Raw genomic sequence first — 1877 nt, forward strand, 5'->3', positions numbered from 1 at the left:
GTCTTTAACCTGTTCGTAAAAGTCACTACTGGCAACAAATTGCGCCAGGCCCGCCAGCCATTCATCCTTTTTGCTGTGCTCTGAAGGTGGCAAGGTATTCAGGTGTTCCCGGATGTTGGTCAGGCTGCTCTCTGACCCCGGCACAGTGACAATCCCGGGGAGATAGCGCGGTAAACAATGGGTATCCAGGGGAAGTTGTTCAAGAGCGTTGATGATTCGGGCTGTAACACATTGGAACGATGGGACACGCAGTCCTATTGACTGCATGCGCTGCAAAAACATTCCCTTGCCCCCCAATTCTTTCCGGACGTGGGCTGAATAGCCAGCAGCCTGACCTGAAACAGATAAATGGCAGGTGCGCTTGGTGAGTTCCGTTTGGCAGATCGTAACGTCACTGTTATTACGATCACTCAGGTATCCTTTGTCTGAACTGTCAGTCCCGGTCTTCTGAACTGGCTGAGTTGCCAGAGTTTGATGAGCAGGTTTATTAAAACAAGCAGGTAACATCATGGTATCCCTCCTCATGTTAACCTTCATCCATGATTTAATCGCTAGCGCACAAATAAATTAGTTTACTTTTGACCATGATATTTTTATAAAGTTCACCGGTCAGCCAGAAGAACGCAATAGAAAGAACGTAGAAAGAACGGCAATAAGCTGGCAACACGGTTTGTTTGCACTGTCAGAATAGATAAGACCTTATTCGCAGATTACCAGACGTATTTAAGTACTTCCTGGTTTCTTTCTCTTGCTGCCTCGATAAAAGCTTCATCATTTTCAAGATCAGAAGCAACAAAATTGAAGGTGCAGGGGTTCTGTTCAATTAAGTCCAGCATATACTCTCGATCATTCAATAACGTTTCATTGGCATAACATAAACAATCAATATCAACAGCCATTGCGCTTTGAATAACTTCTTTATCGCCGCGTACATTTTCGCCGGCATAACGCAGAGCTTCTGAATAGGTTGCAAGAGCGGCCATGACGACCTCTTTAGCATCCTGTAGTTTTGGGCTGGCATAAACCAGGTTAATACCATCCTGAGTGACGGCGGCCATGACGACCTCTCTATTGTCCTGAAGCTTTGGGCTGGCAAATTCCAGCTGGCTACCATCCTGAGTAACTGCGGCCATGACGACTTTTTTATCATCCTTCAGTTCTGCACTCACATATTTCAGGTCATCTGGATAGACTTCAATAGTGGGTAATACAACGTCCTTATCATTTCGAACCCTTTCGCTGGCATACAACAGCCCATTCTGAAGCAGGATATTCCTGACCTTTTCTTTATCATCCGGAAGTGACTGATCCGGAGGGACATCAAACTCCAGTCTGGCATTGCAGGATGGTTTGATAACATAGTATTGACCTTCCAGATGGGGATACACTGGCACAAACAATGGAATAGCATGTTCCGGATCTATCAATAAAAGATGCTGTAAAAGTTCTCTGCGGGTGTCCTCAGCGATCTCGTCACTCATGAATACTTCCCGAAGATCGTCCTCTGATTCACCCAACCGTCGACAATGTTCAATAAACTGTCGTTGGTGTTTTCTTAATAGCTGGTCGCAGGCCAGAGAAATGTGGCAATTGGAAGTAATGTACAAACTATGATCATAAAACATTGAGAAAAGACAATGTTGAAAAGCGAATCTATCGGCTTCTGTCTCAATATCACGATTAAGGCGTTGTGCAAGCAGGTTAAAGTCCCACTGATCTCCTTCAAAAATGACTACCTGCTCCAATTCCAGATCCAGATTACACGAACCATTTAACGCAATGATTAGTTTTTCAAAGGCATCCTGCTGGGCTGGAAGTGATTTCATTCGGGAGCATTCGACGATAATTTCACCCGCTACAGCGTTGCAGCTTAGCTT

At 44.9% G+C, this 1877-nt stretch carries 2 protein-coding genes; both read right to left on the reverse strand.

Features of this window, described 5'->3' with window-relative positions:
• On the reverse strand, nt 1-510 hold a 510-nt coding region (locus tag KDK17_RS16270), incomplete at its 3' end, for a hypothetical protein (protein ID WP_257288539.1).
• Between the two features lie 200 nt (nt 511-710).
• On the reverse strand, nt 711-1877 hold a 1167-nt coding region (locus tag KDK17_RS16275), incomplete at its 5' end, for a DUF4116 domain-containing protein (RefSeq protein WP_257288540.1).

The sequence above is a fragment of the Endozoicomonas sp. SESOKO2 genome (assembly GCF_024606245.1).
Taxonomy (GTDB): domain Bacteria; phylum Pseudomonadota; class Gammaproteobacteria; order Pseudomonadales; family Endozoicomonadaceae; genus Endozoicomonas_A.